This is a genomic window from Microbacterium sp. UBA7513 (assembly GCF_002478345.1).
GTDB lineage: Bacteria > Actinomycetota > Actinomycetes > Actinomycetales > Microbacteriaceae > Microbacterium.
The window spans coordinates 266,318-287,140 of the sequence record NZ_DLNJ01000007.1; the positions used below are offsets into that span (position 1 = coordinate 266,318).

Consider the following 20,823-nt stretch of genomic DNA (forward strand, 5'->3'; position numbering starts at 1 on the left):
ATCAGGAGTCCTCCGCCAGGGCGTCCTTGACGAGCGTGGAGAGCACGGAGGTGCCGTCGATCGGACCGATGATCTTCGCGGCGACGCGGCCCTGCTTGTCGAGCACGAGCGTGGTGGGGGTGGCCGAGATCGGCACGACCTTCGCGAAGGCGAGCTTGGCCTGGGCGGTGTCCACGTCGATGAGGCTCGGGTAGGTGATCCCGAACTCGTCGGCGAACGCGACAGCCGTGTCCGCCTGGTCGCGCGTGTTGATACCGATGAACTGCACGTCCGCGTCCTGGTGCTCCTGCCAGACGGCCTCCAGGTCGGGGGCCTCGACGCGGCACGGGGCGCAGCCGGCGTACCAGAAGTTCACGACCGCGACCTTCCCGGCGATGTCGGCGCTGTCGAAGTCCTCGCCGTGCTCGGTGACCCCGGCGAACTCGACCGGCTCTCCGCGTTCGGCGACGGGGATCTCGACGATCGCGCCGTCGGCGGCGACGTAGCCGGTGTTCTCGCCGTTCAGGAACGACTCGCTCACGGCGTCGGGGGCGCAGGCGCTCAGACCGACGGCGAGCACCGCAGCGAGCGCGGCTCCGCCTAGGCGGCCGAGGGGCCGAAGACGGGAGGGGCGGCCGTTGCGGATCGGGTGAATCCTGAAAGCGCGGGACACGTCTCCGAGTTTACGCAGAGCTTCCTATGCATCGGCCGGGTACCCCCGGGGGGAGTCAGAAGCGCGCGAGGACGTCGTCCACCCCGGCGCGGAACCGGGGACAGGTAGGTCGATACGACGCTCATAGACCTGCATCATCATCTGCCAGACGTCGCTCGGCACTCCGAATACCTCGGCATCGGTGCTGTGCCCGGTCTGTGCTGCGATGCGGCCGTCCGAGGACAGGTGAATGGTCGGGAAGAGACTCGTTACGCTGCCCCGAAGTGCCGCCTCGACGGCCTCTCGGATGTCCTCATAGTTCGCCAAGGATGTGGGACGGAGAAGGATGTGAACAGCCTCCCCGATGGGGCGTCCGCGGACGAGGTCGCGGACTCGATTGGCCTCCTCGGTCAGGTCTGTTTCCTCAGCAGGCAGAGCCGTGAGCATGCGTGACGCTTGTGCGGTGGCGGCGTCAATGCCGGTCTTGATCTTCGCATCGAGGTGAAGGAGCCGTCGAGCCGCGCGTTCCGGCTTCGGAATGGTACGCAGTGTTTTCAGCGCGTTCTCGAGCGCGTCCTGCGCATGCAGCGGCGCTTCGCGACAGCCGCTATCCAGCAACGCTGTGGCTTCGGCAATCAGGCTTTCGACGATCCAGACAGTCTCGTCGAACGCACCGCTCTGGTCGCCCGCTAGATACCGCCAGTTTGCCGACGCCTCGCGTAGGGTTCGCGCAGTTCCGGCGTCCGCTGTCTCGGACAGCTGTCGGAACCGGCCAGCACTATCGACGGCTCGGCTGCGGGCACGTCCATGAGCCAGAAACAGGTCCGAGATCGCGACAGCATCCGACACCGCCTCCGACCAAAGCATCCGAGTGAGCAGCGCGTCTTCGATCCGCTGCCCCTGCGCACCGACCGGCCCGCCGAACCGCAGGGCAACCATGATTGCCCTCTCGCACTGTTCGATGTCCAGACCTTCGAGCTCGATGACGTCGAGGTCATCGGCGACCGCGGTAGCCATCGCGAGGAAGCTGCCGAACCTGTCCTTCCTTTCTGCGCGAAGCGCCAACACATCGAGGGCCTGGATGCGAGCCTGCCGCGTCGGGAGAGCCGCAGCGATGGCTCGAAGGACGAGAAGCTCCTCTTCGGCAAGATCGTCCGGAACCTTGGACCGACGGTTGCCGATGGTGAACATGGGTCCGTATGGGTCTTGCCAGTCGTCGGGGCGAAGGTAGCACCCTTGGAGGAACGCGAGCATCTCTCGGACGGCGACCTCGTCGGCGCTTGGCTTATTGGTCTCCGGAGCAAGCGCCGCAGCGAGTGCGAGCCCCCAGCGTTGGTCCTGCGCTTCGGCGTCAGCGTCACTCATAGCAATCTCGGCCCCTCACCGCTTCCGCACTCTCTAGTCGTCGTTCGCGTAGTTCAAGAAGGTGCGGTGCGATCGACGGTTGACATTCCACACCCCCGTGAAGCCTGCCGGCCTGGGACGCTGGCGCGCGAGTGTAAGCACGAGTTCGGTTTTTGCCCTCGAGATGCCGACGAAGAAGATACAGCGCAGCTCCCGCTTGTTCTTTCCCCAGTAGGTCTCTTCTTCGACCCCGAGCATCACGACCTTGTCGAACTCCAAGCCCTTGGATTTGTGGATGGTGAGGACGCGCACCGCGTCGAGACCGGACAAGCGTGCGAGAGCATCTTTCTCGCTCCCTGTTTCTGCAATCGCTTCTTGGAGGGCCCTCGTCGCCCCAGCGATATCTTTCTGCAGCTTCTCGCCATGCTGGTATGCCGGCGACAAGCTCACGAGGACGGGCTCAGTCACGAGATCAAGGAACTGTTGGATGAGTTGAGGCCAGGAGTCGATATCCCACGAAGCCTCGCGGACGGCCGCGGATGCGTCGGCAAGAAACTGCTTGACGGCGCGATCTTGGCGAAGGCCGGTTTCAGCATCGTCGTCCCGCGAGTCGAAGACTTGCATCAACTCCGCATAGGCTCCGGGCTGGCGTTCTCCGACCACGACGCGCACGAAGTTGAGGATCAATGCTGACGCTGGCTCCGCGGCGAGATCCTGATGATCGGTGTCGATGCGAGCTGGGATCTCGCGAATCGCGAGAGCGTCGAGCAAAGGCGCCGCGAAGAACTCGGGCTGCTGACGCACCAGGACGACGATCTCAGATGGAGGCACTCCTTCGTCTATCCAACGCTGGATGATGTCAGCGAGCTCGTCGGCTTCATCGGCGTCGTCAGCAAATGCCAGTGTATTGACGGAGCCTTCGTCGCCAATCAGTTCATCGTCAGGTACCTCCGCGCCCGGCTCCATCACCGCGATCATGCGGTTCTGCATGCGTCGCAGCCGAGGCGCGCTGCGGAAGTTCAATCGCAGCTCGAGGATCTCTGCATCGAAGTCTTGGGCCGCATCCTGCATGATGCCTTCAACGGCGCCGGCCCATGCCATGATGCGCTGTTTGCCGTCACCCACGGCGGTGACCAACGCGTCCGAGTCCAGGAACGCGGCTTTCACAAGCGCATATTGCGACTTGGTGGAGTCCTGGAATTCGTCGAGAAAGACGTGACTGTACGTCTGCCGCAGCGCTTGCAGCGCGTACGGCGCCGCCTCCAGAACTTGCAGCCCGAAAGGGACGAGATCCGAGAAAGTGATCTGCGTGCGTGCGACGCGTATGTCTCGGTCTAGCTTGTAGTCGGCATCGAGGGCGAACTCCCCTGTCAGCGAGCTCCGATAGTTGTCGATGAGGCGCTTGGCGAACGCGTGGAAGGTGAAGCTGTCGAACCGGGACGCGAGTTGCGGACCGACTCGCGTGCGCACTCGCTCTCGGAGGTTTCGCGCCGCGTCGACCTTGAAGGAGATCGCGAGTATTCGTCGAGGGTATGGGCAGCTCCCCGTGCGCAGGAGAAAGTCTGCTCGTTGGGCGAGAAGTTCGGTCTTCCCCGCTCCGGGGCCCGCCGTCACGATGACGTGGCGGTCTTGTTTGGTTGCAGCCTCAAGGGCATTGGTCTCGAGCGTGATCCCGTCCGCGGGCGCCCACATCGGTTCGCCGGTCACTCCGGGATCCCTTCGAGCTCAACACGCACGCGGTCGAGCAGGCGCCCCAAGACCGGTGGCAATCCGTCGATGAGTCCTTGATCGTCGAGGAGCGCGAGGGCTGACAGGTGAGCGACTGGCTTGCTGCTGAGCTTGAAGTGTTGGTGGTAGCTGCCAAAGAGGTCCGCAGAATCCTCCGGTAGGAATTCGACGTTACGACGAGACTTCCCGAGAACTGACCGAAGCTGACTGGCGGTCGGTTCGGCGGGGGTTCCCACATACGCCTCCGGGTACGCCTCCATCATCATGAGGTCAAGGTCGAGCGGCGTTGAGTAGAAGACCCCGTGTTGTTCAAGTTCGGCGACCGGAGAAGCACCGAAGCCCTCTAGCTGTTCTGAGAAGGTCGGGAACTCTCTCGCCTCCCTCCAAGAGGGCACCGCATCGAGCTGTGCTTGGGTGACACTATCTGCCCGTACCTTCCTGAGTTGCTTGAGCGCGTAGCTGACTCGGCCCCATCCGCCCTGATATCGGGCGCAATCCAAGTCCAGCAGCGTCACATGGGGGATGTCGAGACCGTTCAGTAGCCGCCAGAAGTGATTGACGTGGCGGCCGCCTAGCGGGACGACCGTCACGGATGCGTCGTCCTCTGCGATCCCCGCTGCCGCAAGAATCCTCGGCAGTACGATCTGTTCGCTATCTCCTTCCCCCAAAACAACCAGACGCGCGAAGTAGAGCTCTGGGTAGGCTTCGACCGCTTCTCGAACAAACTTGGCAGCGTCACTATCACCCTGGGGCATGATGATGCTCCGCACCGTCGTCTCGCGTCGCTCGTTAAGCCGCAGGTAGCGGATCGACTCGGGTCGCGTGCGGCGGAGCATCGCAGGCGCGTGAGTGGCGACAACACCCTGCGCGTCACCGAACTCGCAAGCCGACTTGATACTCCGCATGATGCGGCCGAGGTACTGCGGCGCGAGACTGTTCTCCGGCTCCTCGATAGCGAAGATCGTGTGGACAGGCGGTCGCAGACGATTGATGTCCACCGACTTGTCCTCACCTCGCAACACCTTCCTTCCCATTGCCTGCCAGGCGAGGACAAGGGAGATGTAGAGCAGCGACTTCTGGCCGTCGCTGAGTCGTTCGAACTGCAGTGAGTCTGCCCCATGCCCTGGGCTGAAGCGAAGCGTCAACTGCCTCAGTGCGCTCTCAATGTCTTTCGAACCGAAGGCGAGCGTGGGGTCCTTGAAGAAGTCACCGCGATGAAGCTTCACCCAGTCTTCTGCAAGCTGAACCCCGATGTTCGCGACCGCAGCGTTGCTCGCGAGCGTCGTGGTCATCTGCTCGGTGAGGTCGGCGAGAAGCTCTTCCTCTGCTGTCCATGTCGCGGCCCTGAGCGTGCGCCCCAGGAGCGACGCCGAGGCATAGGAGATCTGTTCGGAAGGATCGCGCCGAGCCGGCAAGTAGTGCACTTCGATGTGAGCGCGGTCGGTTCGTGACATCCGTGCGGTACGAAGCGGAACGCCGCTCTCATCCGCATCGAGGACGTAGTCGATCTGCTCGGTGACGTTTCCGTCTGGCTCCAGTACGGCTGTGAGCCGGATGCGCATCGATGGCGGCCCCGCGGCAGTGGCGAGCGACATGTGCGCAAAGAAAGGCGGCACCGCGGGACGAACGTCGGTTTCCCCCGCCTCGGGGAACTCGAAGTCCGCCTCGATCCACAATGTCGGGGAATTGAGCGGATCCTCCTCAGGCTTCGCTATCGGCACGTGAAAGTCGAGGGCTTCGATCCGGCGCTGCGCTGCGATGGGAGAGAACAACCGAGAAAGCGCCTCGAGCACGGTCGTCTTCCCCGCCCCGTTGGGACCAAGGATGTAGGTGATCTCCTCAAACGTGATCTCTTCAGGTGTCGGCCCGAAGGCTTGGAAGTTCGATAGACGGATCGTCTTCAGGTGCACCGCATCCCCCTGCGCTGTTTCTTTGCTGTTGTCGAAACAGTATCGCGAGCAGGATGCCGGAACGCCGCTGGACAATCATCAGGCGGCAGAATTCGGCCGCATCCCGAGCGGCCCGGTACTTCAGCGATACGGTCGGCCTATGTCTGGACTTCCGTCGCGTGACCTCACCGCCCCGTGGGTGCTCAAGTTCATCCAGGACCGTCATCATCGCGATGGCATTCATCTTGATGCCGGCAGCGACTGGGAATTTCGCGTTCTTGGCGGTCTCATCGAACGAGTTCGGCGGGCCGCAAAGGCCTACCTCCTCCTTGAGAAGAACGGCTATGCCGCAGAAGGGCGCGTGATAGTCCGAAGCGCGCTTGAACACGCCGTCACCGCGCAATGGGCGTACCTGATGGTCGGTGGGATAGAGCGACTCGAGGTTTCTCTACGAGCCAAGCGACACGAGTACACCCGGAGCTCCCGTCCTGGCGATGAGGACTGGGATGATCTCCTCGCGGACCTCGAGAAGCGGATCCCTCGGCACCAGGATGACCCGAAGAGACGCGCTCCTGGCCTTCCAAAGTTCACCGGCGAGCGTGGGATTCTCGCCGACCTGGACAAGACCGGTTACTTGATGAGAGCGTTCGTCGTTCTGTCTCGCGTCAACCACGTGAGCGATGAAGCGGTCAGCGACTACTTCGTGGAGGTCGACGGTCAGACCCATGTTGCGGATTCGCCTGCATCCATCTTTGACGACGATGTCTTTCACACTCTCGCGACCGCATGCTGTCTCGCATCCTGGGTGATGGCGCGGCTGGAGAAAAATGAGTACGAGATCCGCGGGGCCCGCAGCCAGCATCTACTGTGGCGCTTGGACACTCACCTTCCCGCAGAACGGCGACGCTTCCCGGCGGAGGCGGAGTAGTCGGCTCCAGTCGCCATCCTGATTTTGCTCGATGAGCGCACTACTTGGTCGCGGCCTCGAGCATCTCCCGTAGTCCCGGATACGCCGCGTCATCCGCAAGCACCCGCTCATAGTCTTTGCGGGCCATCGCCTTCTTGCCCTCAGCGAGGTAAGTATCGCCGCGCGCGACCAGCGCGAGGTGCCGCAACTCGACCGGGCGTGAGCGAGGTCGAAGGGCTTCCTTCAACGAGTCACGTGCCGCTTCGAAGTAACCCTGCTCCCGCAAGGCAGTCCCGCGCTGTATCAGCAGGAACGTCGAAGCGACGTCCTCGTTGGTAAGCCCATTCGTGATGTCCACCACGTCCGCCCAACGGCCCGCTTCCGCATACAGCTCGGCCAGCGAGACTGCGGCGACCGTCGTCGGTTCGAGACCTTCGACGACCGTAGTCGCGCGCTCCTGATTGCCGGCAGCCTGCTCCAGCTCGGCGACGAACAGCCCCATCGCTTGGCGACCCCACGGCATCTCGGCGGTGACGCCGGTCGCAATTGGGATGCTGATCTCCGGGCGCTCCATGTACTTGATGATGAACGGGTCGGCTGAGGGGTCGTATCCCGTGTCGTAGAGCCAGCCGAGCAGGACACGAGCGCGCTCCCCATCTTTGGCGGGCCCCACCACCCGGAGAATTTCGACCATTGCCGCCGTCGCGGCGGCCACCGGGTACTGCTGACCGATGGCATGAATCGCGGCAGCGTCCGCGTTCCCCGAAACGTGCTTGAAGAGTTGCTTCTCCCACGCAGGAGCCGTAAGTCCCGGCTTGACCTTCTTGGGCGCGGGCGTGCGGACGGACTGCGCCTGTGGCTTCGAACGAGTCGACGACGACGCCGCCCGTCTGCCGGCTGTGGTCGTCGAGGTGTGCGAGATTCCGGTGCCGGGGATTCCCACCGTCCGTGTCGTACGCCCATTCGTGTTCACGCTGACACGCGCGCCGCGCACGCCCGCGGACAGACCGAGGTTCTTGTTGGAGACGTTGAGTCGAACGCCCGGGGCGATCTTGATGGACTTGCGAACCTTGAAACCCATGACTGCCTCACACGCTTGACGGACCGATCTTCTTAAGCAGAACCCTAGTGGCGTCGCATTCATTGCCGCGCACAGCGACTCTCTAATCCGTGACTGCTCCCTCAGGCACCTGAAGGTGCGTGCGATGGTTGGCGGCCGCCGGAAGACGGCATGCCCAGAGGGCCGAACTGTGTCGCAGTCTGACGGGACAGAGCAACCCGGAGTGCGAGACGACCGTGGTGTGCGGTTCCGGCTTGTCCCCCACGATGAGGCTGTGCACATCCTCAAGATCGTCGTAGTAGCCGACGGCACGCAAGACGTTGTTAAGCGAGGACGCGACTCGAACCCTCACGTCGTTGACACCTCCACGCAGATCCTGAGTGATGTCGACCGACGGGCAGGTCGTATCGAAACCGCGCGCCGGACCGTCGTTGACGTAGACCGCACCGATCCCGCTTGCGGTCGAACCAAGGTCGAGAACGTAGCGCCCCGCTCTCACTGCATCCACATTCACCACTGCTCGATACTCACCGACACCAGAGACGGAGTCACCAACAGCCGGGCGCCAGCTCCACGGAAGAAGGGGCGTTAGCCCTACCGCGAGACTCGTGACATCAGTCGTTGGGCGCGCCTCCGTCGCTACATATCCCATGCCCCGATCCTCAGTGATGAGTTCCATGGGACCGGGGCCCCAGCTCTCGACCTCGAGTTCCCAGAGGTTCAGTTCGGCCACCACCGCGGGGGCGCTTTCTGGCGCGACACCAGCACTGTGGCTCCGGTCGAGCACGAACAGTGCGCGTTCACCGGGGAGGAGCGTGATCCCGAATTCAGTGCGGCCGTCCACAACGTCCGATGCCACCCCCCCCCTGAGTGTTCCTGCGTGATCGTCGACGAGGCCAACCGTGCCGGATTGGCGAAGCACGGATCCGGAATCGCCGTCGTAGCGATCTGCATCGGGGTCGGTCAGGGCCTCGCGCTGGTGCTTGAGCGCTGACCCCGGGCACATCTCCCATCAACTCGTGACTCGGCCCGATAGCCTGACCCTGTGAGCGTCCCCGAGTCCTTGCCCCAAGTCGTGGTGTTCATCGCCATGCTCGTCCCGGGCGTGAGCTTCGTGACGGTGCGCACATGGTTCGTGGGCTGGCGATCCCCGGACTATGGGGCTGGTTCTCGGATTCTCGAAGCTCTGTACGTCAGCGCGATCTTCGTCATCGTCTATGCCGGGCTCGCGCTCGCGGGGTTGGGACTGTTCAGCGAAAAGCCGGACATGAGCACCCTGGGCAGATTCGAGCTGTGGATCACCGCGGGATGGCGCGAAGCAACATCATGGTGGACAGGCCTCCTTGCGGTGCTACTTCTCGTTGTGGTGCCCGCCGCTGTTGCTGCGTTGCTCAGCTGGAGCCGACTTATTGTCGAAGTCGACGAAAGCGGCGTCGGCAGGTTCGTTCGAAAGAAGGTCAACCGCAACCGTGCCACGCCCCGGGCATGGGACTATATGGCGTACGGCGCGGATACTCCGCGGTTCGTTCGGATCAAGACAGCGGACGGCATCTACATCGGCGGCTGGTTTGATGCGGGCGGTTACGTCAGCACCTATCCGTATGACCGCGACATCTTCATAACCCATCAGTGGCGGATGAGCCCGCAAGGTGCGTTCATGGAGCCCATAGAGGATTCGCTGGGAGTCTGGGTACCGATTGCCGACGGGTGCCACGTCGAATGGATCGCTCAACCGCCGCAGACCACCAACAATCAGGAGGTAGACAATGTCGAATGATTCACGTGATAGCGACCAGCTGTCCCACGGAGCGTCGCCCCGGAGAACGAGCGAAGGCGCTCAGCCGAAGGCCGGCAGTAAGCCGAAATTCACCGTAAAGCCGCCGAGTAGCGGCCCGTCCGGCGGCGCGGGCGACTCCGGTGCCAACAAGGGGTAACGCGGTGCCGAACGAATCAGAACTCGATAAGGCGCAGCGCTCCTCAGGCTCTACAGGCCACTTCGGCGCCAGCCCTACGATGATGAACCCGAAGACGAACCCCAAGCCGCCCGCTCAAGGACCCAAAGGCGGTGCTGGTGATTCTGGCGCGGCAGAGAAGACATCGGCCGAGTGACATGGCCACGCGCTGTCTTGCGTGTCATGACCTCCAGGCGGCGGCTTCGCGTCGGGCATCGCGGAGGACGTCTTGCAACCGTCCAGCCCGGAGGCCCTGAATCTGGGCCTCCCCGCCAGCGAGTCTGACGTTCAGGAACTGCGCCCACGTCCAGTGGCCAGCTGTTCCTGTGGCCAGGACGCGAAGGACCTCCTGCAGACCGCCGACGACTCGACCGTTGAACAGCTGAAACGCGGGGTAAAGGAGCACGCCGTCCGAGGTCCGCACCGCTAGCAAGCGAAGATCCTCACTCGCCTGAAGGACCTGAGCTTCGGTCCAACCGAGCGCCCGGGCCATGCTCGACGCGGTGTGGCAGGGGCCGACGATCTCCGCCCATCCGCCCGAGGCGCCATCTTCGTTCATAACGCGCTCCCCTTCCCTGTCGTGTCGATTCGTTCACTCAGGCTCTCCATGCCCGGGCGTCCTGTTGGGCGTCGCGGATCACTTCGGTGATGCGTCCCTCGCAGAGCATCTCGATACCGCTGGGTAAGCCTGAGTCGGGGGGCGAGGTGTTCAACCATTGCGCCCAGGTCCATGGATCAGCGACGCCCGTGTTGAGGGCCCGAAGAACTTCGGTCAGTCCGTCGACGACAGCGCCATCCTTGAGCTGAAAGGCGGGGAAAAGCAGCACGCCCTCGTCAGTGGTGAGCATGAGCAACTGAAATGACTCCCCGCCAGCGGCGACCGCCGCCTCCGTCCAACCGAGTGCCCGCGCCATACTCGAGAGCGTGTAACAGGGTCCGATGATCTTCGCCCAGGGGCTCGCTTCAGCGTCATCGACCATGACTGCCTCTGGTGTGCCGTCGAACCACATCCTCGATGATCTCGTCGAGGGTCCGTCGCCCCTCGATGTAGTCCCAGCCATCACAGATAGCGGCGCGCGATGGTTGTAAGCCATCGAGCCGACATGAGTGGAAGGCCTCAAGAACGCCGTTGAGCCGTTCCTCTCTCGAACGGGTTACGCGACCATCACCCATCAGGGAACGCCGCCGCCCGCATCTGGCGGATGCTCGGCGTCTCCAACCGCAGCGTGCGCAGGTTCAGGAAGGCGAGGCTCCCCTCCTGCGTGTCGCGCCCGAAGCTCGCCACTCGCCGGCCATCGTCCGTCGCCCCACCGCCGGCTACATGCATGTGCCCGTGCATGAGGAGCTCCGGTTTCACGGCGTCCCACACCTGCGCCACGCGTGCACGCGACTCCTTCGACTCCGCCAGAGTCTCGTCGGGGAACCCCATGGGGTTCGAGCGCAGCACCTCCCGCACAGCGCGCACAGGGGTGCGGGCCGGTGATTCGTGTGTCAGCATCAGGTCTGCAGGCACACCTGCAATGGCCGCAGCGACGTGGTTCTCTGTGATCGTCTCGTCCGGCCACCATCCCGCGCCATTGATTCGCCACAGCCGGTCGACGGAGGCAGCTCCACCGAGCGAGACGACCGTGCGTCCCGCGATGGTGAGTCTCGCTGGACGAGACAAGAGCCAGGTGACGGTGGAGACGCGCACAGCTGAGGCAGGGTTTGCGTCGAACAGCGGCGTGATATCGGACCATGGCTCGTGATTGCCGAGCGTGACGTAGATCCGGTCAATGTTGGTGTCGGCGAAGATCTCGTCCGTGACAGCCGGGTCCAGCCACCAGTCTCCGAGTTGAAGGATGGTCGTCACATCGGGCGCGAGCGCCGAAATCACTCGCGCCAGCGTTCTCAGCCAGCCAACGTTGCCGTGCCAGTCGCCACACACCGCGACGCGCGAGTCGTCCAGCGCAATGTGTTCTTCGTACTCGAGCGCCTTCATTGCTCCCCTGTCGTGGTCGTCGCCCGAGCCTAGCAATAATACGGACTAAATTCCGCATAATCGGCACATCGCAGGAGAAAGGGCCGGCCGTTACGGCCGACCCTCCTCCCGACACTCAGCCCTTGCCGAGTGTCGACCCGGCCTTCGACTTGGCCGCCTTGCTCGACGAGTCAGTCCCGAGGACTCGACCCGCCTTGCTCAGCTGCCCCTTCGAAGGCTTTCCGGACGACCGTGACGATGACTTCGCCATGATGCGCTCCTTCCTGCTCGAGGCGGAGGCAAGCCGCGCATGTCGCGAAGCGCTACACGAGCGTCTAGAGTCAAGAAGTCCTACCAAGACAACTCAGCCCCGGCTTGCCGCTTTGAGAGCTCCTCTCCGAACTGGCAGATCGGGGCTCTGTTTGTAGATCTAGGCGAATCAGCGAACGAGGCTGAGCTTAGGCTCCTCCAGGTCGATGCTTGCGAGCAGACGGACGTGCCGCGGCGTCATCTGAACCTCACGGGCGATGTCCACCAACGAGATGTCAATCGTCGCCAGCAGCTCAATGGCATTACGAAGAAGCTCCGGCTTCTCTCCAGGGAAATCATCGATGGTCAATGGCGTACGCGGCAACGAATTGAGCGTGATGTACCCGCGGCGCGCGGTCGACTCCGAGATTCGCTCGAGGTCGCGCGAACGTCGGATGAGCATCTTCACGGATACGCCCCACAGCGAACTCAGCTCCTCAAGTGCTCCAATATTCAGCCGGGTGGGAAGTGCGTCTCGGATGACGTCGCGCGGGGTCAGGAACTCCGAGGCAAACAGGTCCGCCTGACGTTCCATCTCGACATCCGACCCCAGACGCCCGTGGTGAAGAACGATATGCCCGAGCTCGTGAGCTGCTGTGAATCGGTGACGAAGGACATCGTTGGCCTTGTCGGGCGTCAGGATAATCATCGGTCGGGGAAGTGCCCTGGTAGAGAAGGCATCAATCTTGCTCTTCTCCTCCAGCGTCGGGTCCTGCTTCATGGAGAAGTAGACAGTGAGGATGCCGTGCTGCTCGATCTCATATACGAGGTGCGGAATCGGGCCGGAGCCCAGCTCCCAATGTTCACGCAGCTGCTGCGCGGCCGTGATGGGGTCGGGAATGTACTTCGCGTCTGGAGACGCCCAGGCTGGCAAGTCCAGCTCAGGGAACTCGACCCGGGATTCGAGGTACCGACTCAGCTCCCACGCCTGTTCCACGTACGCAGTGGCCTGCTGCTGTTGCGCGACGCTCGTGGAGCGTAGCCGCCGGAACGACGCCTCCGCGATCTCCACCTTCGCGCGTGGTCGCCCGTAGGCGAAGAACCCCACCGGAACCCCGAGCGCCGTGGCCAGCGCAGAGACTGTGTCCGGCCTCGGGCGCTTCTCCCCTCTTTCGTACTGACCAATCGCAGCAGCAGAGACGCCGACGAGGCGGTGGAGTTCGGTCTTCGTTATCCCTCGAACTCGTCGCGCCTGAGTGAGGCGTCCGGGGTCGAACGCGCGAGCTATGGCGAGAGGATCGCTATCTTCACTCATCGCGGAGCTTCGCAGTCGTACGCGGCCGCTTTCCCGCAGCGAACTTGCGTGCGTCACTGGACGTGTCCCGCGACGCCGTAGAGGTCGTGTCGCCGGTACGACGGAAGTGGAGAGTCTCCGGGTCGAAGAACTCGAGGTAGTTGCCGGAAAGCTGTGCGGGGGCGAGATAGATGCTGCCGACCGCCTGCGGAGTACTACTGAAGTACGCCACGAACAGACTGACGGTTCGCAAGTCCGCAGCCGCCTGCTCGACATCGTCCCACGTCGCGACCTTCGGCTCGTCGTGATCCGCCATGTCGAACAGAGTGGCCTCTTGCGCCGGAGCGTACTTCTTGCTGCTCGCTTGGTCGAAGCTTTCGCGCCGCGACTCAGAGATGTAGCTCAGACGGACTCGCAGGTGGTTCTGCGGCATGCGCGGTCCCACTCGCTGAACGTGAATGAGATGCTTCCCCAGATGCATCGTCACTCTCGATGATCTCGGCACGGGACGTTCCGAGTAGCCATCCAGCTGCTGCAACTGCGCACGGCAGTCCTTGGCAGCCGCCCGCGACATGCCACTGCCATAGAGGTGCATGTCGTCCGGATCCTCGTATGCCACATGCGCACGTGCCGACCGCACCTGTGCCGAGTCGATTCCTAGAGGTACTCCCGTCCGCAGAATCGTCAGTTCCCCCGCCGTGAACTCAGAGCGCCAGTCCTTGCGCTCGTTCTCAGTGTCAGCCATCCCAGTCCCCTTTCGCTGTCATCACGATACCCCCGGGTTCAGAAAAGATCAAGGATCATTCACTTTAGAACTCAGCCAGATCGCAGAATCGGCAGAAAAGAGGGGTAGTCCAGGTCTCTCTCATCAGTATGCGCGGTACCACGGACATCTCGGGCAGCTACAGCCGTGAGCGGTATCGGCGTTCGCAGCCGCCGCGCATAGAAGGTGCATGACCATCCTGAACAGCACGCCTTTCCCCTCTTCCTCACTTACGAGGAGGTGGCCGCGTACCTTCCTGACGTTCCGCTCGACGAGACGCTCCGCATCGGCGGTCAGCGCATCCTCCCTATCCGAGTGCTGGCACCTGACCTCGGATACGACGAGATCCACGAGGCGGTCCACCTCACGGAGCGAGACAACGTCGACGCGCTGCGCACCACCGACGGCGAGCTTCGTTTCGAGTACGCCTGCACCCAGCTCGAAGTCATCCTCGCGCTGGCCGAGGAGCAGGGAGTCCGTGCGTGGGACGCGGTGGCGTTCATCGCCCAGCAGGTCTTCCCCGAGCTCACCGTTCTGGATTCAACCAAAGCCCCCATCACCACGCTCGATGCTCTGCCCCACCACGATGGCGTCGACCAGCGCTCGTTCCACGGCATCTCCAACTTCCCGCTGAGCGTTGCGCCGCCGGCGTGGTTCCCCAGGGGCGGGATGCCGAACGTGGTGTTCAGCTTCGCGTAGACAGCGTTGGCCATGGGGCGCACCGCTGCCCGGGACCGCCCCCCCTAGAACATCGCATAGCCGCTCTGCAATGTCATCACCACAAGAGCGACCTGGGCCGCAATCAGCAACGAGATGACGACGATGGATCGCGCTCCAATCGCGCCGCTATCGACGGCTTTCAAGAGGTCAGGGCGCTCTTCATCGCCAGCTTCACGTACTCGTTGATACGCAGACAGGAGCTCTGGCGTCCGCGACGCCGCGTACGTGATGCCGAGCGGTGACCCCTGAGCCAAGATCAGTTCGTTCGCGTAGATCACGTATCCGACTGGGACCAGGTGACGATGGATGCTGACCGAGCTCACAAGTAGTGCTACGAGCACGAGAATGCCAAACGCTAGCGGGCCTGCGAGCCTGATGTATAGCCCGTAGGCAACCAGCAGCACGTCCGTTGCCGCGAACACCGACCACGCCTGCCGTTCGAGACTTACGAGCGCCCGAAACGTCTCGAGCGCTTCGCGGTGATGCACCATAGCGACTTCAACCTGGTCTCGGTTCCTGCTGCGCATGCCGACATGCTATCCACGCACAGCGTCTCGCCTCGGTCAGGCAGTTAGCGCGAATCGTGCACGCCAGTGCGCGATTGTCCGCATCGACCTAGAATCGTGCCATCACATCTGCCACACCGTCGCGGAAACGCGGGCATGTCGCTATGTCGTGCGACCGACAGTTCATCGCGTGCTCTGTCATCGCACGAGAGCGACGCATGTCTTCCATGCGGCGGTCGATGTCGTCGAAGTGCTGCTGCAGCACTTCGTGACGCTCTCTGGCCCCGTCGTCGAGCATCACACCGATCTGTGCCAGCGTCATCCCCGCGCCCTTACTGCGCTGGATGACCGCGATACGAACAATCTGGTCCTCGTCGTAGCGGCGTCGGCCCGCCGTTTCCCTTTCCGGGGACAGAAGCCCCTCGGTCTCCCAGTGCCGGAGGACGTTGGTGGGCAGCCCCATCACATGAGCGACGTCGCCGATGCTCTTGGGGTTCATAGGCGTGCGCCATCATCCGAGCGCGAAGGCCACAGCGCGACGCCTAGAGCTTCCTCCAGCCGGACAATCGTTCGTAGATCGGGCCACCGCGAACCCGACACGATGTTGCGGATCGTTCCCTCATCGACGCCCGCAATGTCGGCGACCTTCCGTACGCTTCGATAAGGAATCGCCGCGTCCAACCGGAGAGCCAACAGCCGTGCGACCTCCCCATCTGGCTCGGCAGACGGGGAATCGGGCCAGGAAGGGGACAGATCTGCGGGCGTAGCTCGCTGCGACTTAGGCATGACACTTTCCAGTGGAGAGTGTCGAATCCCCGAGATTCCGGGGGTCAACTAGGTTCTTTTCGGTCATGTCACTTCCACCGGTGCAGGTTGAAGGTACAAAAACACCGGGTCGTATGACGAATGACAGGTCGAACCGCGCGGCGACCTCGCCGACGGACCAGGGATGCGGGTCGCTTGACTTCATGTTGACATGAAGTCACAGACTGGTGCCGAACGCAAGACGCGAGAAGGGAACCCCCATGTACGACGCGATCGTGATCGGTGCCGGTCCGGCCGGACTCCAGGCGGCGCTGACCCTCGGACGGATGCATCGGCCCGTGCTCCTGCTCGACTCCGGCGAGTACCGCAACGGCACCGTGCAGCACATGCACAACATGATCGGCGCCGACGGGAAGGCTCCGGCCGACCTCCGCGCGCAGGCCCGCACCGAGCTCACCGCGTATCCGGACGTCGAGGTGCGAGATGTCGCGGCGCAGCGGATCTCGGGCGACGCGGAGACGGGCTTCTCGGTGGACCTCGCCGACGGGTCGGTGACCGACGCCCGACGGGTGATCCTGGCGACCGGCGTCGCGGACGACCTCCCGCCGGTGCCGGGTCTCGCCGAGCTCTGGGGCGTCCGGGTCTTCAGCTGCCCGTTCTGCGACGGACACGAGCACGCCGGGAAGCCCATCGCGATCGTCGGGGCGGCTCCCCGGGCGGCCCATCTGATCGGGCTGCTCGGCCGTATCGTCGGCGAGATCACGGTGGTCCCGGTGGGCGAGCCGTTCGCCGCGGAGGACCGTGTCGCGCTGGAGGAGCTCGGGGTGCGGGTGGCCTCCGCTCCGGTCGAGGCTGTCGCCGCGCACGGAGACGGGGTGCGGGTGCGCAGCGCCGAGGGCGACCTCGACGTCGCGGGGGTGTTCGTGGCCTCCGGCACGATGCGGCACCGGGCGCCGTTCGCCGCGGACCTCGGGCTGCGGCTCCTGGAGTCGGGGTCCATCGAGATCGACGAGTTCGGGAGGACGTCGCTTCCGGGGGTCTTCGCGGCGGGCGACCTCGCCCATCGCGCGACCCTCCCCGGCCCGATGGCCTCGGTCCTCCTCGCCGCCTCCGCGGGACAGCTCGCCGCGGTGGGGGTGCTCCAGTCCCTCTGACTTCGAATCGCCCGATTGGTCCCATCTCCCGGCGGGATGGGGCCATTCAGGCGATTCGAAAGGGAGTCAGACAGCCCCGACGTCGACAGCACCGCCGGTCGCGGCGGGCTCGGCGTACGAGACCTCGCGCCAGACGTCGCCGACGCGCGCGAACGAGGTCACACTCGACAGGGCGCAGCGACGGGTCCGCGGGTCGTGCTGCAGCGGGAGGCCGGCGACGCGGAGGTGCGTGATCCAGATCGGCGCCTGATGCGACACCATCACGATGTCCCCCGCGGTCGGGATCTCGGCCGCGGCCGTCCACGCCTCGTCCATCACCCCGAGCATGCGCTCCGCGATCGACGCGTACGGCTCCCCCCAGCTCGGCAGCGACGGCTGACGCAGGTGCCACCAGTTCATCGGGTTCATCAGCGACCGCCGCATCCGGGTGCCCTCGAACACGTTCGTCGGCTCGATCAGACGGATGTCGGTCTCGGGTTCGAGGTCGAACACCTCCGCGAACGGGGCGGCCGACTCCTGCGCACGCTCCAGCGGCGACGCGAACAGGGCGGTCACCGGATCGCCGAGCCCCGCCACGTGCTCCGCCGCCGCCTGCGCCATCTCCTCCCCCGCAGTGCTGAGGTGATAGTCGGGCAGCCGTCCGTAGAGCACGCGGGACGGGTTGTGCACCTCACCGTGGCGAACGAGGTGCAGAAGTGATGCCGCCACGTCAGACCTCGCGGTAGCGGGAGTCGCCGAACCCGAGGATCAGATAGCCGATGTAGGGGAAAAGGAACAGCAGGAAGAAGGAGAACACCCCGCCCTTGCCGAAGCGCGCGCCGAGCTTGAACGCGACGATGACCCCGAGGATGAAGTTCGCGATCGGCACGAGGTAGAGCAGGGCGAACCAGCCCGACATCCCGGCGATCTTCACGAGGAACACGACATTCACGATCGGGATGATCGCGAGGATGCCGGGGCACCCCGCCTTCGTGAAGACCTTCCACAGTCCCACCACGACGAGGATGTAGAAGATGAGGGCGATGAGTCCCGTCGTGCCCGAGAAGATCGCGCCGAACAGGTCGGGAAGGCCGTTGCCGTCCGAGATGGAGAGGTGCATGGGGGTCCGCCTTTCGTCGTGGCGATCCTACTGAGGTGCCGCTGCTCCGCGCTGGTGACCCGGCCGGGAAGGGCCGGGACGCCCGCGTAGACTGGGCGGGTTCATCTTTTCCCCGGATCAGGAGGAATCCTCCGTGCTGCGCACCCACTCCGCAGGCTCCCTGCGCGCCGAGAACATCGGTCAGACCGTCACCCTCACCGGGTGGGTCGATCGTCGTCGTGACCACGGAGGCGTCGCTTTCATCGATCTGCGGGACGCGTCGGGCATCGCCCAGGTCGTCATCCGCGACGAGGAGATCGCCCACCCGCTGCGCAACGAGTTCGTCCTCAAGGTCACCGGCGAGGTGTCGCGACGCCCCGAGGGCAACGCCAACCCGAACCTCCCCTCCGGCGAGATCGAGGTCATCGCGGCCGACGTCGAGGTGCTGAACGAGTCGGCCCCGCTGCCGTTCCAGGTCTCGACCGCTCTGGCCGACACCGAGACCGTCGGCGAGGAGGCGCGCCTGAAGTACCGCTACCTCGACCTCCGCCGCCCGGCCGCCGCCTCCGCGCTGCGCCTGCGGTCCGACGTCTACAAGGCGATCCGCGACGTGCTGCACGCCGAGGACTTCACCGAGGTCGAGACCCCGACCCTCACCCGTTCCACACCGGAGGGCGCCCGTGACTTCGTCGTCCCCGCCCGCCTGCACCCGGGCAGCTGGTACGCCCTGCCCCAGTCGCCGCAGCTCTTCAAGCAGCTGCTCATGGTCGGCGGCGTGGAGAAGTACTTCCAGATCGCCCGCTGCTACCGCGACGAGGACTTCCGCGCCGACCGTCAGCCCGAGTTCACGCAGCTCGACATCGAGATGAGCTTCGTCGACCAGGAGGACGTGATCGCCCTCATGGAGTCGCTCATCGTGGCGATGTGGAAGACGATCGGCGTCGAGGTGCAGACCCCGCTGCCGCGGATGACGTACGCCGACGCCATGGCGAAGTACGGCTCCGACAAGCCCGACCTCCGCTTCGGGCTCCAGCTCGTCGAGGCGACCGAGTACTTCAAGGACACCCCGTTCCGCGTGTTCCAGGCCGAGTACGTCGGTGCGGTGCGCATGCCCGGCGGTGCGAGCCAGCCGCGCAAGCAGCTCGACGCGTGGCAGGACTGGGCCAAGCAGCGCGGCGCGCGCGGTCTCGCCTACGTGCTGTTCAACGAGGACGGCCCCCTGGGCGGCCCCGCCGCGAAGAACCTGTCCGAGGCCGAGCAGGCGGGCCTGGCGGAGTTCGTCGGCGCCGAGCCGGGCGACTGCGTGTTCTTCGCCGCCGGTGCCACCAAGGAGAGCCGGGCGCTGCTCGGCGCCGCACGGGTCGAGATCGGCCGTCGCCTCGGCTACCTGAACCCGGACGAGTTCGCCTTCACCTGGGTCGTCGACGCTCCCATGTTCGAGCCGGCCGCCGACGCGGTCGCCTCCGGAGACGTGGCGGTGGGCGCTGGTGCCTGGACGGCGGTGCACCACGCGTTCACGGGCCCGAAGCCCGAGTTCGAGGACACGTTCGACACCGACCCCGGATCGGCCCTCGCCTACGCGTACGACATCGTGTGCAACGGCTCGGAGCTCGGCGGCGGGTCCATCCGCATCCACCGCGAGGACATCCAGAAGCGGGTCTTCGAGGTCATGGGCATCAGCGACGAGGTGGCGCAGGAGCAGTTCGGCTTCCTCCTCGATGCGTTCAAGTTCGGCGCTCCCCCGCACGGCGGCATCGCGCTCGGCATGGACCGCGTGCTCCAGCACCTGACGAAGACCGAGTCGATCCGCGACGTCATCGCCTTCCCGAAGTCCGGGAACGGCTTCGATCCCCTCACCTCCGCTCCCGCGCCGATCACCCCCGAGCAGCGCGCCGAGGCCGGTGTGGACTTCACCCCCGAGGACGAGGCCTGACCCGCCGAGACCCCGTCTTACCGACGAGACCCCGGGACGCTGCCGCTGGCAGCCCGGGGTCTCGTCGCGTATCCGGGGTCTCGGCGAAGAATCAGGCGAAGAGGGGGGCGAGGTTCTCGTTCCACACGTCGACGCCGAGCTTCGCGATGAGAGCCACCACGACGACGAGGAACACCACGCGGATGAACGTCGTACCGCGGGAGATGGCCATCCGCGAGCCCAGGTAGCTGCCGCCGACGTTCGCGACCGCGAGGATGCCCCCGAGCAGCCACAGCACTGAGCCGTGCGGGATGAAGAGGAGCAGCGCCCCCGCGTTCGTCGCGAGATTGACGATCTTCGCCTTCGCGCTCGCCTGCAGGAAGTCGTAGCCCAGCAGCGCGACGAGAGTGATCACGAGGAAGGTGCCCGTCCCCGGGCCGATCATCCCGTCGTAGAACCCGATGCCGAGCCCGGCGAGCCCGGCCATGATGTGGTGCTTGTGCCCGTGGAACCGCAGCTGCGTCGCCGCCCCGAGCTGCGGCCGGAGCGCCGTGAACAGGGCCACCGCCAGCAGCGCGATCACGATGATGGGCTTGAAGGCGGCCGGGGGCAGCACCGTGGCGACCGCCGCACCCCCGAACGAGCCGATCAACGCGATCACCGCCATCGGCAGAGCTGTGCGGAGGTCGGGCTTGGCCCGGCGGTAGTAGGTGATGCTGCTGGTCGCGGTCCCGAACACGGAGGCGAGCTTGTTCGTCGCGAGCGCCTGGACCGGGGCGATGCCGGGGATGAGGAGCAGCGCCGGGAGCTGCAGCAGCCCTCCGCCGCCGACGACCGCGTCGATCCACCCGGCGCTGAACGCCGCCACGATGATGAGGATCAGCATCCCCCAGGTGAGCTGCTCGAGACCG

General features: G+C 64.7%; 22 protein-coding genes. 5 read left to right on the forward strand and 17 right to left on the reverse strand.

Annotation, left to right across the window (positions count from 1 at the left end; translation table 11 throughout):
* Position 1: 1 nt before the first annotated feature.
* From B2W79_RS04110 to B2W79_RS04125, 4 genes are read right to left on the reverse strand one after another with little or no spacing between them, the layout of a single operon-like run.
* Entirely contained in the window at positions 2-652 is a 651-nt protein-coding gene (locus B2W79_RS04110; protein WP_292787383.1) for a TlpA family protein disulfide reductase, read from the reverse strand.
* Positions 653-676: 24 nt separating this feature from the next.
* Entirely contained in the window at positions 677-1,996 is a 1,320-nt protein-coding gene (locus B2W79_RS04115) for a DUF7380 domain-containing protein (RefSeq protein WP_292787385.1), read from the reverse strand.
* Positions 1,997-2,029: 33 nt separating this feature from the next.
* Positions 2,030-3,682 carry an ATP-dependent helicase gene (locus B2W79_RS04120; protein WP_292787387.1) on the reverse strand — a complete coding sequence of 551 codons (1,653 nt, stop codon included), beginning with the start codon at positions 3,680-3,682 and terminating at the stop codon, positions 2,030-2,032.
* On the reverse strand, positions 3,679-5,613 hold the full coding sequence (locus B2W79_RS04125; RefSeq protein WP_292787389.1) for an ATP-dependent nuclease: 1,935 nt from the start codon (positions 5,611-5,613) through the stop codon (positions 3,679-3,681). Before B2W79_RS04125 ends, B2W79_RS04120 begins: the two co-directional genes overlap by 4 nt.
* Before the next feature lie 139 nt (positions 5,614-5,752).
* Between B2W79_RS04125 and B2W79_RS04130 the strand changes: the two genes are divergently transcribed.
* On the forward strand, positions 5,753-6,520 hold the full coding sequence (locus tag B2W79_RS04130) for a hypothetical protein (protein ID WP_292787391.1): 768 nt from the start codon (positions 5,753-5,755) through the stop codon (positions 6,518-6,520).
* 40 nt (positions 6,521-6,560) lie between these two features.
* Here B2W79_RS04130 and B2W79_RS04135 read toward each other — a convergent pair whose 3' ends face one another.
* On the reverse strand, positions 6,561-7,580 hold the full coding sequence (locus tag B2W79_RS04135; protein ID WP_292787393.1) for a DUF4236 domain-containing protein: 1,020 nt from the start codon (positions 7,578-7,580) through the stop codon (positions 6,561-6,563).
* Positions 7,581-7,662: 82 nt separating this feature from the next.
* Entirely contained in the window at positions 7,663-8,418 is a 756-nt protein-coding gene (locus B2W79_RS04140; RefSeq protein WP_292787395.1) for a hypothetical protein, read from the reverse strand.
* 186 nt (positions 8,419-8,604) lie between these two features.
* On the opposite strand from B2W79_RS04140, the gene B2W79_RS04145 reads away from it, so the two are divergent.
* Positions 8,605-9,336 (forward strand): DUF6338 family protein, encoded by a 732-nt coding sequence (locus B2W79_RS04145; RefSeq protein ID WP_292787397.1) that lies wholly within the window; start codon positions 8,605-8,607, stop codon positions 9,334-9,336.
* Between the two features lie 771 nt (positions 9,337-10,107).
* Here the strand turns inward: B2W79_RS04145 and B2W79_RS04150 are convergent.
* The 5 genes from B2W79_RS04150 to B2W79_RS04165 form a co-directional block, all read right to left on the reverse strand.
* The gene (locus B2W79_RS04150; RefSeq protein ID WP_292787399.1) at positions 10,108-10,491 is read right to left on the reverse strand and encodes a hypothetical protein; all 384 of its coding nucleotides are present in this window, start codon (positions 10,489-10,491) and stop codon (positions 10,108-10,110) included.
* Positions 10,481-10,684, reverse strand: a complete 204-nt coding sequence (locus B2W79_RS17625) for an antitoxin VbhA family protein (protein ID WP_396654725.1) — start codon at positions 10,682-10,684, stop codon at positions 10,481-10,483. The genes B2W79_RS04150 and B2W79_RS17625 overlap by 11 nt, the downstream gene beginning before the upstream one ends.
* Positions 10,677-11,492, reverse strand: coding sequence for a metallophosphoesterase family protein (locus B2W79_RS04155; RefSeq protein ID WP_292787401.1), 816 nt, complete (start codon positions 11,490-11,492; stop codon positions 10,677-10,679). Before B2W79_RS04155 ends, B2W79_RS17625 begins: the two co-directional genes overlap by 8 nt.
* A 418-nt stretch (positions 11,493-11,910) precedes the next feature.
* Positions 11,911-13,035 carry a helix-turn-helix domain-containing protein gene (locus tag B2W79_RS04160; protein ID WP_292787403.1) on the reverse strand — a complete coding sequence of 375 codons (1,125 nt, stop codon included), beginning with the start codon at positions 13,033-13,035 and terminating at the stop codon, positions 11,911-11,913.
* On the reverse strand, positions 13,028-13,759 hold the full coding sequence (locus B2W79_RS04165) for a hypothetical protein (protein WP_292787405.1): 732 nt from the start codon (positions 13,757-13,759) through the stop codon (positions 13,028-13,030). The genes B2W79_RS04160 and B2W79_RS04165 overlap by 8 nt, the downstream gene beginning before the upstream one ends.
* A gap of 258 nt (positions 13,760-14,017) precedes the next feature.
* On the opposite strand from B2W79_RS04165, the gene B2W79_RS04170 reads away from it, so the two are divergent.
* On the forward strand, positions 14,018-14,476 hold the full coding sequence (locus B2W79_RS04170) for a hypothetical protein (RefSeq protein ID WP_292787407.1): 459 nt from the start codon (positions 14,018-14,020) through the stop codon (positions 14,474-14,476).
* Between the two features lie 44 nt (positions 14,477-14,520).
* Here the strand turns inward: B2W79_RS04170 and B2W79_RS04175 are convergent, their stop codons facing one another.
* From B2W79_RS04175 to B2W79_RS17630, 3 genes are all read right to left on the reverse strand, one after another.
* Positions 14,521-15,024 carry a hypothetical protein gene (locus B2W79_RS04175; protein WP_292787409.1) on the reverse strand — a complete coding sequence of 168 codons (504 nt, stop codon included), beginning with the start codon at positions 15,022-15,024 and terminating at the stop codon, positions 14,521-14,523.
* Between the two features lie 88 nt (positions 15,025-15,112).
* Positions 15,113-15,502 (reverse strand): MerR family transcriptional regulator, encoded by a 390-nt coding sequence (locus tag B2W79_RS04180; protein ID WP_292787411.1) that lies wholly within the window; start codon positions 15,500-15,502, stop codon positions 15,113-15,115.
* The gene (locus B2W79_RS17630) at positions 15,499-15,789 is read right to left on the reverse strand and encodes a helix-turn-helix domain-containing protein (protein WP_396654724.1); all 291 of its coding nucleotides are present in this window, start codon (positions 15,787-15,789) and stop codon (positions 15,499-15,501) included. Before B2W79_RS17630 ends, B2W79_RS04180 begins: the two co-directional genes overlap by 4 nt.
* A gap of 239 nt (positions 15,790-16,028) precedes the next feature.
* On the opposite strand from B2W79_RS17630, the gene B2W79_RS04185 reads away from it, so the two are divergent.
* Complete coding sequence (locus tag B2W79_RS04185) at positions 16,029-16,922, forward strand: NAD(P)/FAD-dependent oxidoreductase (protein WP_292787413.1); 894 nt, start codon at positions 16,029-16,031, stop codon at positions 16,920-16,922.
* Between the two features lie 66 nt (positions 16,923-16,988).
* On the opposite strand, the gene B2W79_RS04190 is transcribed toward B2W79_RS04185, so the two are convergent.
* A complete protein-coding gene (locus B2W79_RS04190) occupies positions 16,989-17,630 on the reverse strand; it encodes a histidine phosphatase family protein (RefSeq protein ID WP_025104448.1) in 642 nt (213 codons plus the stop codon).
* A gap of 1 nt (position 17,631) precedes the next feature.
* Positions 17,632-18,021, reverse strand: coding sequence for a DUF5684 domain-containing protein (locus B2W79_RS04195; protein WP_292787415.1), 390 nt, complete (start codon positions 18,019-18,021; stop codon positions 17,632-17,634).
* A 133-nt stretch (positions 18,022-18,154) separates the two neighbouring features.
* Here B2W79_RS04195 and aspS point away from each other — a divergent pair, with 133 nt between their 5' ends.
* A complete protein-coding gene (aspS, locus tag B2W79_RS04200) occupies positions 18,155-19,933 on the forward strand; it encodes an aspartate--tRNA ligase (protein ID WP_292787417.1) in 1,779 nt (592 codons plus the stop codon).
* A 91-nt stretch (positions 19,934-20,024) separates the two neighbouring features.
* Here the strand turns inward: aspS and B2W79_RS04205 are convergent, their stop codons facing one another.
* Complete coding sequence (locus B2W79_RS04205; protein ID WP_060921721.1) at positions 20,025-20,798, reverse strand: sulfite exporter TauE/SafE family protein; 774 nt, start codon at positions 20,796-20,798, stop codon at positions 20,025-20,027.
* Positions 20,799-20,823: the final 25 nt, after the last annotated feature.

Coding starts and splice junctions, on each gene's coding strand:
- B2W79_RS04160 (WP_292787403.1), bottom strand. CDS start 13,035: ATGAGTGAAGATAGCGATCCTCTCGCCATAGCTCGCGCGTTCGACCCC.
- B2W79_RS04135 (WP_292787393.1), bottom strand. CDS start 7,580: ATGGGTTTCAAGGTTCGCAAGTCCATCAAGATCGCCCCGGGCGTTCGA.
- B2W79_RS04130 (WP_292787391.1), top strand. CDS start 5,753: ATGTCTGGACTTCCGTCGCGTGACCTCACCGCCCCGTGGGTGCTCAAG.
- B2W79_RS04115 (WP_292787385.1), bottom strand. CDS start 1,996: ATGAGTGACGCTGACGCCGAAGCGCAGGACCAACGCTGGGGGCTCGCA.
- B2W79_RS17625 (WP_396654725.1), bottom strand. CDS start 10,684: ATGGGTGATGGTCGCGTAACCCGTTCGAGAGAGGAACGGCTCAACGGC.
- B2W79_RS04180 (WP_292787411.1), bottom strand. CDS start 15,502: ATGAACCCCAAGAGCATCGGCGACGTCGCTCATGTGATGGGGCTGCCC.
- B2W79_RS04175 (WP_292787409.1), bottom strand. CDS start 15,024: ATGCGCAGCAGGAACCGAGACCAGGTTGAAGTCGCTATGGTGCATCAC.
- B2W79_RS04155 (WP_292787401.1), bottom strand. CDS start 11,492: ATGAAGGCGCTCGAGTACGAAGAACACATTGCGCTGGACGACTCGCGC.
- B2W79_RS17630 (WP_396654724.1), bottom strand. CDS start 15,789: ATGCCTAAGTCGCAGCGAGCTACGCCCGCAGATCTGTCCCCTTCCTGG.
- B2W79_RS04165 (WP_292787405.1), bottom strand. CDS start 13,759: ATGGCTGACACTGAGAACGAGCGCAAGGACTGGCGCTCTGAGTTCACG.
- B2W79_RS04150 (WP_292787399.1), bottom strand. CDS start 10,491: ATGGTCGATGACGCTGAAGCGAGCCCCTGGGCGAAGATCATCGGACCC.
- B2W79_RS04195 (WP_292787415.1), bottom strand. CDS start 18,021: ATGCACCTCTCCATCTCGGACGGCAACGGCCTTCCCGACCTGTTCGGC.
- B2W79_RS04185 (WP_292787413.1), top strand. CDS start 16,029: ATGTACGACGCGATCGTGATCGGTGCCGGTCCGGCCGGACTCCAGGCG.
- B2W79_RS04205 (WP_060921721.1), bottom strand. CDS start 20,798: ATGCTGATCCTCATCATCGTGGCGGCGTTCAGCGCCGGGTGGATCGAC.